This window comes from Candidatus Cloacimonadota bacterium (assembly GCA_011372345.1).
Classification (GTDB): Bacteria; Cloacimonadota; Cloacimonadia; order Cloacimonadales; family TCS61; genus DRTC01.
In genome coordinates this window covers 1-7,533 of sequence record DRTC01000430.1, presented here as the reverse complement: position 1 = coordinate 7,533, position 7,533 = coordinate 1, and the positions used below count along the sequence as shown (strand labels likewise).

The following is a 7,533-nucleotide window of genomic DNA, read 5'->3' as shown; positions in this document are numbered from 1 at the left end:
GCTTCATTTTCCACAACTAAAACATGATGAAATTCCGGGCTCGATTCTTCACAGTACAATCCACCGCCACTGACAGAAGCGATATTGTTTTTCAGGGAAACTATATCAAAATTCATACTACTATATTGACTGCAATGAACTCCAGCTCCGGAATCCGCATTATTATCTCTGATAGAGACATTCGAAAATTCTGCTTGTGTTTCTAATCCATAAAAACCACCACCGAGAGTAGCATCATTATTTCGAATAATATCACCGGAAAAAGTTGGAGAGCAATAAGAACAATATATTCCTCCGCCTGCTGCTGCGGCTACATACGCTTCAGCAGTATTTCCATAGATAACATTATCATAAAAATAGACATAATCAGAAGCGGTTATGTACACACCTCCACCATGTTGAGATTGATTGTTAAATATCAGGTTATCAAAAAGAGTAATATCACTCCATCCGTATTGACAACTGATTGCACCACCGTTTCCAGCAGCAATATTATTATAGATGTTACTACTGGAAAGATTTACTTCCGCATTGTATTGCATATATATGGCGCCACCATTGGCATCATCATAATCACCAATGGCTTTTCCAAAGCTGATATCACAGAAGCTCAGAGATGAAGCAGATCTTGTTCCTCTTCCTCCCATAAACCTGAGTCCGTGCCATCCTCCATCGGGTGAATCAGGATATTGATAGAAACCGGTCGTATCGTTTATGGTGAAAGTTATCATATTATTATCTTCACCGTTTGCCAGAAGCTGTCCATTAATAATAAATTTGTAATGTCCCATAAAAATAACTTCAACACCAGCGTCGATGGTTAATGATGTTTCATTACCATACTGCGGAATTTCAATGTCACCAAGAATGTAATATGGAGAACCGGCAGTATTCCAGGTTCCGCTAACAATACCAGCAGGAACTAATGTACCATCATGATGATAATAATATGCTCCCATATCTGCCCTAGTACCGTCATCATCAGTTGCGGAATTCGGGTCTCCGGAATCAATGCAGGGAGATTCTATTGTTAAATGAAAATCCTCATTATCAGAATCAACAAATAGTGGATCGCTTGAAATATTTCCTTCTCCAGGCCAGGGTGCAGTTGGAGAGAAAACATCAGAATAAGAAACAGATAAAGATCTGGTTGATTCATTAATCTGGTCTGGAGAATTGTTCCAGATAATTGAATTTACAATATCAACTGTAGAAGTGGAATTTAAATTAATTCCACCTCCTGAATATGATGCATTATTTCCATAAATTGTTAGTTTATTAGCATTCAAAGTACTGGAGTCTAATCTTATTCCACCTCCCCATGAATATGCTTCGTTGTTATGGATTGCAGTTCTGCTGATTGTTGCAGTCGAGTTTTCTCCAAGATAAATACCAGCTCCTCCGCCAACAGATGTATCATTATGCTGGATTTCCGAATCAGAGATGATAATTTCAGCTTCCCAGCAATAAATTCCTCCACCTTCACCATTCCCGGCAGAATTATTTTCGATATTAACATTTTGTAAGGTCAAACTGGAAGCTGAACAAAAAATTCCTCCACCAATTCCATATGCTTCATTGTTTTTGATTGTAGTATTTTGCACTGATAAAGTAGTATTTGTAAGATAGATTCCACCACCTCGATTAAAAGGATCAACTCCATTTGCTTTACCATCCTTAATCACACAATAAGCAATTTCAGAATCATCCTGCCCGTTTGAATTTCCATCGTAAAATCGAAGTCCGCTCCAACCATCTTCAACAGCCTGCGGATAAAAGAAAATAGAGTCGCTATCAGTTCCAACAGATACCATTCTTCCTTCTATTGTAAACCGATAATGGTCGGAAAAAACAACATGTACTCCCGGTTCGATTGTCAATTCATCACCAGATTGGATAGTAATCCTACCATCAATAATGTAGGGACTATTCGCTAAAGTCCAGGTTCCGCTAACATCTCCTGATGGAATGTGGGTATCAGCATTTACAAAAAATGTTAAAATAAAAAGAAAACAAAAAAATAACATCAGCTTTTTCATAATTTCCTCCTAAAGCCTTTTAAAATAATTAGTTACCAAACATCTTCATATAATTCTCCACAAACAAAATTTTCATCGGATTCTTTTATTTAAATTTGAATAAATTTAGTCAAGAACTTTTATTTTTTATTACAGAAATTTATAAAAATTCTTCTTCTTCTTCTTCTTCAACTTTAAAATATAAGAAAAATAAGGAAAACGGACAAGATCGGCATCTTGTCTTACGATTGTTTGTTTCATCTTAATAGAAATATCCGTTCACTGATATTGGGAAGCCTCAGGTGGAAAATCTGCGGAATAAATTCAAAACTGAGTTGTGGTTATATTATTTGCAATTTAAAAAAAGTAAATGGTTAATTTTATTTTAAAAATTCTGATTTCAAAAAAAAACCGAAGGAAATCCTTCGGTTTAAGAAATTATTATTTAATTTGTTTTTTTAGAAAAACATATCTCGATTATCTTCAATTTTGGCATCTGTTTTTAATTTCTGATACCAGTTGGAAAGTTTTTCGTTTTCAGCTTTTGTTTGAGCTTCTTCCATCAATTTCTCTTTTTCTTCTTCAAATTTTTCCATATCCGGATAAGATCGTTTTGTCACAAAAGCTATATATGCTCCCTTTTCACCCTTGATCAAACCAGTATTCTGACCAACTTCTAATTCGAGGATCGCTTTATTCAATTCTTCTACTAACCTGATTTTGGGAATAGATTTATTCAGGTTTATGTCTGTTGCTTCCACGATTTCCCAGCCTTCATCTGCAGCAGCTTTCAAATATTGATCAACAGTATGTTCTGCGACAAATGTATCAGCTTTTTTAAGAACTTCTTCCTGTTTTTTCAGAGTTTCGACAGCTCTCTTGATCCTGTTTTCTGCACTACTCAGCTCTTCATAATGTTCACCAACTTTATAGGATAATTCTACTACTAAATAATCACCATTTTGAGATTTTACAGGTTCGGGAACAAATCCAACTTTTTCGGAAAAAGCGATTTTTACCAGACCTTGTTCCTGTCCGATTCCGGAAATATAAGTAGATTTCTCATTAAATTCTCTGGTCTCTTCAGCTTTATAACCAAGATCCACAGCAGCACTATCCAATCCAATTTCTTTAGCTTTTTGATAAAGGTCATTGGCAATGATCTCGAGATTTTCTGCAGTTGCTTCCGAAGCTTCATTCTTTAACAAAATATGACTTGCTTTGACTTCATCCTCACCTTGTTCGTTTTTTCGTTTATCAAAGAGTTTTATAATATGCCAGCCGAATTTTGTCAGGACAGGTTTGCTGATCTCTCCGACTTTAAGTTTAAAGGAAACTTCATCGAATTCTTTTACCATTTTTCCACGGGTAAAATAACCGAGATCACCACCTTTGGGAGCAGAAGGTCCTTCGGAAAATTCAATTGCAGTTTCAGCAAAATCAGCTCCGGATAGCAGCATTTGATAAATAGAATCAATACGAGTTTTGACCAGATTTTTATCAGCTTCGCTGGGCATCAATGCAACTTTTACATATTTATATTTGCAAGCAGGCTCTCTTTTGAAATCCTCTTTATTTTCTTCATAATATTTTTCAATATCTTCTGGAGTTGCTTCGATATCAGTGATCTTATTCGGATCAAAAAAGATGATCTTGGCATCTGCTTTATCATTGTCTATTTTATAATTTTCTTCAACCTGTTCTTCAGTAACAATTGTATCGGATTTAATTTTCTCATATAATTTTTCATAAGGAAGAGAAAGCCTGATATTTGTTTCCATCCAATTGGCAAAATCGTCATTTGTAACCAGAAGTTCATGATATTTTTCATAATCGAACTTACCGTCTGTTTTAAATTCTTCAAGTGATGTTATATCTTCCCCGGGATTTTTTAATTTATACAGAATATCATCTGTATTTATTTTTATATGATGCCTTTTTATTTCCTTATCATAAAGAATTTGCTGAACGAGTTGATTCCAAACCTCATCATTCAACCTTTTGATGGTGTTATCATCGAGTTCTTTATCCGGATTTTCCTGCACATAATTTCCGATCTTATTCTTAATCATCTGGCTGTATTCACGATAATGGATCTTTTTTCCGGCAATTTTTCCCACATAAGGTTTGGGATTAAAAATACTGGTAATTCCTCCCACAGCCATTCCTATTATAAAATCAAAAGCGACACCATAAGTTATGATCTTTGCATTTTTTCGCATTCCTTCAAACATTTATCCTCCAGTCATCCAAATAAATTTTATGGGTGCAATAACTTTAAGGGCTGTTTTTTCTTCAAGTTTTTTTTCTATTATTATTCTCAAAGAAAATATTAACTATTATCTAAATTGTGTCTATTAGAGATATATCTATAATATGTAGGATATTAGCAGTTTGATGTTAAACATTTCTCGTTTTATATGAAAATGAAGTTTTAATAAAAAAACCGAAATCAAAACTTTCAAACTTGACAGTAAAAATACAAAAATAATTTTTGAAAACTATTTTATATAAAAGGAGGTGAGATTTAGTGCCGAAAATTATTGCCAAAGAAGGTGAACCTTTCCAGGTAACTTTACGAAGATTTAAAAAATCTTGTGAAAAAGCTGCTCTACTTTCCGATATTAAGAAAAACCAATATTATGAAAAACCGACTGTTGCTCGTCGCAGAAAAGCAAATGCAGCCAAACGAAAAGCAGTGAAATTACAGAGAAAAGCAGCCAGATACAACAGATCATTTTAATGAACAGTCCGATCGATAATCAATTGGAAAAATGATAAACAGAATCACAAATGATATTAAAAAGGCTCTTCTGAATAAACAAAAAGAGGAGTTACTTGTTCTTCGTTCTTTAAAATCTGCTTTGAAGTACATTGAAATAGAGCAGAAAAAAGAACTGACTGAAGAAGAAAGTATCAAAGTATTAAAAAATCAGGTCAAAAGCAGGGAACAAGCAATAGAATTATATATTCAGGGTAACAGACCTGAACTTGCTGAAAAAGAAGAATTTGAGATCAAGATAATTAAAGCATATCTTCCGGAACCTCTGACAGAAGCTGAAATGGAGACCGAAGTGACGAAAACCATTTCTGAACTTCAGGCAGAATCGATGAAAGATATGGGAAAAGTAATGAAAGCTCTTTCTCAAAAATTGGGAACAAGAGCTGACGGCAAAATTTTGAGTAATCTCGTCCGTCAAAAATTAGCATAGATCAGTATTATCTAATTGAAAAATGGGGAGATTTAATTCTCCCTTTTTGTTTAAAAATTTCTTAAAAAACTGCAAATCTAAAATTATTTGATCAGAGGAAGATATGAATTTAGCAGATATAATTCTTGGTATTTTATTAATATTATTAGTTTTAAACGGGATCAGGAAAGGTTTCATCGCCTGTTTGATCCATCTTTTGGGCCTAATTACAGCTTTTTTTCTGATCTCTAATGTCGGATTTATTTTGAAAAGAAGCCTTATCATCAGGTTTAATCTGGATGCGACCTTAGCTCACATTTTTTCATATCTCATTATTTTTATCCTGATCATAATTCTGGTGAGAATTGTGATCATCCTGCTGCAAAAAGTTATTAATATCTTAAATTTAAATTTCATCAATCGATTCTTGGGAGCGATTTTCGGATTGATCAGCGGAGCTATGATAATCGCTATCCTTCTTGTTTTTATCGATGTTACTCCCATGAAAGGATTCGTGCAGAAAAACACTGAAAACTCCCGGATCGTTTCTTATGTCAGGCTGATGACTAAAGAACTTTTAAACTTGTTTCCTGATATTGAAGAACAAAAAGAGAGATTGAAAAAACAAATAGAATCACGGAAAAAATCTATCTAAATATGATTTTTTTTGAGCAACTCGAATATACTAAAATAAAGGAACTTTTAGTTCAGGAATGTCAGTCTGAACCCGGAAAAACTGTAGCATCAAAACTGCAGCCTTTAATTAACAAAAAAGAAATTGATCATAAATTAAAGCTGACTTCAGAAATTCAGGAATGCCTGAAAAACAGAATTTATTTCAATTTTGAAAATGTTTCCGATGTAGTCGGATTATTACGGAATTTTCATCATCAAACCTACAATTTTGAAGAATTCAGAAAAATTTATTTCAATATTTCAGCAGCTAATACTCTTAAAAAAAGGATCGAAAAATTAGAAGATTATCAGAATTTTTATAGGATAGTGGAGGACATTCTTATTCTTTCCGAATTGGAAAAAAGATTTAATGAAATTTATTTTACAGATGGAGAGATCAAGGATTCAGCATCATCGCAATTATTTTCCATTCGAAAAAGAAAGAAGGAAATGCGTAAAAGGATCGTTTCTTCCTTGAATGAAAAGATAGAAGATTTTGCATCCAGTAATTTTTTGTTCGATAAAGTCGTTACCCAGCGGGATGGAAGATTTGTGATTCCGGTTAAGGAAGGTTCGATTTCTTTTGTAAAAGGAATCGTTCACGGAAAATCAGCCAGCAAATCTTCGGTTTATATGGAACCTGAAGAAGTTGTTGGTTTAAATAATGATATCCATATTCTGGAAAGTGAGGAAAAGCAGGAAATATTCAGGATCCTGAAAAAATTCAGCGATGATATCCAGCATTCTAAAAAAGATATTCTAAAAAATACGGAAATAGTCAAACAGATCGATTTTTATTTTGCTTCTGCCAGGTTTGCAATCAGATTAAAAGCTGAGAAACCAAAGATCGCAGAAAAACCTTATCTGAATCTTATCGAAGCCCGACATCCGCTTTTGATCGAATCTTACGATGATTATAAAAAAGTGATCCCCTTCAGTCTCGAACTTGGTAAAGATTTTAAATTATTATTGATTTCCGGTCCGAATACAGGCGGAAAAACAGTTACTTTGAAAACTGTCGGACTGCTGACATTGATGGCTCTTTCCGGTCTTTTGATCCCGGCAAAAACGGATAGTACAATCGGTATTTTTCCCGAAGTTTTTGCAGATATTGGAGATAATCAATCTCTGGAAAATGCAATGAGCACTTTTTCTTCACATATGAAAAATATCGAGGGAATGGTTTCCAAAGGAAATTCCAATTCTCTTGTGCTGATCGATGAAATCGGAGCTTCAACCGATCCGGAACAAGGTTCTGCCTTAGCTCAAGCGATCCTGGAAAAACTGGTTGAGAAAAATGTTGCTGGAGTGATCACAACTCATTATACTGCTCTGAAAGTTTTCGCTGAAAAGACCAGAGGTTGTATGAATGCTGCTATGCAGTTCGATCCGGAAAAACATCTACCGACTTATCAGTTCAAATTAGGATTGCCGGGAAATAGTTTTGCTATCGAAGTTGCAGCTAAACTCGGTCTCGATGAAAAGTTGATAAAGCGAGCCAAAGAACTGACCGGAAACCAGAATGTCGAATTAACGGAACTTCTCAAAAAAATGGGAGAAGAAAAAGCGGAACTTGCCCGAAAGAATTATCAATTTTCTCTGAAAACAAGTTTATTAGATCAGAAAATTTCCGAGCATCAGGATAAAAT

6 protein-coding genes are annotated in these 7,533 nt (G+C 34.3%); 4 read left to right on the top strand and 2 right to left on the bottom strand.

The genetic code is table 11. The features are described 5' to 3' along the window. Both ENL20_08375 and ENL20_08370 read right to left on the bottom strand, forming a co-directional pair. Positions 1–2,039 (bottom strand): hypothetical protein (locus tag ENL20_08375; protein ID HHE38571.1); only part of this gene is annotated, 2,039 nt, incomplete at its 3' end. A 437-nt stretch (positions 2,040–2,476) separates the two neighbouring features. Next, positions 2,477–4,252, bottom strand: a complete 1,776-nt coding sequence (locus ENL20_08370) for a hypothetical protein (GenBank protein HHE38570.1) — start codon at positions 4,250–4,252, stop codon at positions 2,477–2,479. Between the two features lie 296 nt (positions 4,253–4,548). Here ENL20_08370 and rpsU point away from each other — a divergent pair, with 296 nt between their 5' ends. From rpsU to ENL20_08350, 4 genes are all read left to right on the top strand, one after another. Continuing rightward, entirely contained in the window at positions 4,549–4,761 is a 213-nt protein-coding gene (gene rpsU, locus ENL20_08365; protein HHE38569.1) for a 30S ribosomal protein S21, read from the top strand. Between the two features lie 31 nt (positions 4,762–4,792). Then, positions 4,793–5,230 (top strand): GatB/YqeY domain-containing protein, encoded by a 438-nt coding sequence (locus ENL20_08360; protein HHE38568.1) that lies wholly within the window; start codon positions 4,793–4,795, stop codon positions 5,228–5,230. A 103-nt stretch (positions 5,231–5,333) separates the two neighbouring features. Continuing rightward, positions 5,334–5,864 carry a CvpA family protein gene (locus ENL20_08355; GenBank protein ID HHE38567.1) on the top strand — a complete coding sequence of 177 codons (531 nt, stop codon included), beginning with the start codon at positions 5,334–5,336 and terminating at the stop codon, positions 5,862–5,864. A 2-nt stretch (positions 5,865–5,866) separates the two neighbouring features. Then, a partial coding sequence (locus ENL20_08350; GenBank protein ID HHE38566.1) for an endonuclease MutS2 occupies positions 5,867–7,533 on the top strand: 1,667 nt, incomplete at its 3' end.

Bases quoted from the DNA above. Each gene is read 5' to 3' on its own strand.
- ENL20_08370 (HHE38570.1), bottom strand. From the start codon at position 4,252: ATGTTTGAAGGAATGCGAAAAAATGCAAAGATCATAACTTATGGTGTC.
- ENL20_08360 (HHE38568.1), top strand. From the start codon at position 4,793: ATGATAAACAGAATCACAAATGATATTAAAAAGGCTCTTCTGAATAAA.
- ENL20_08355 (HHE38567.1), top strand. From the start codon at position 5,334: ATGAATTTAGCAGATATAATTCTTGGTATTTTATTAATATTATTAGTT.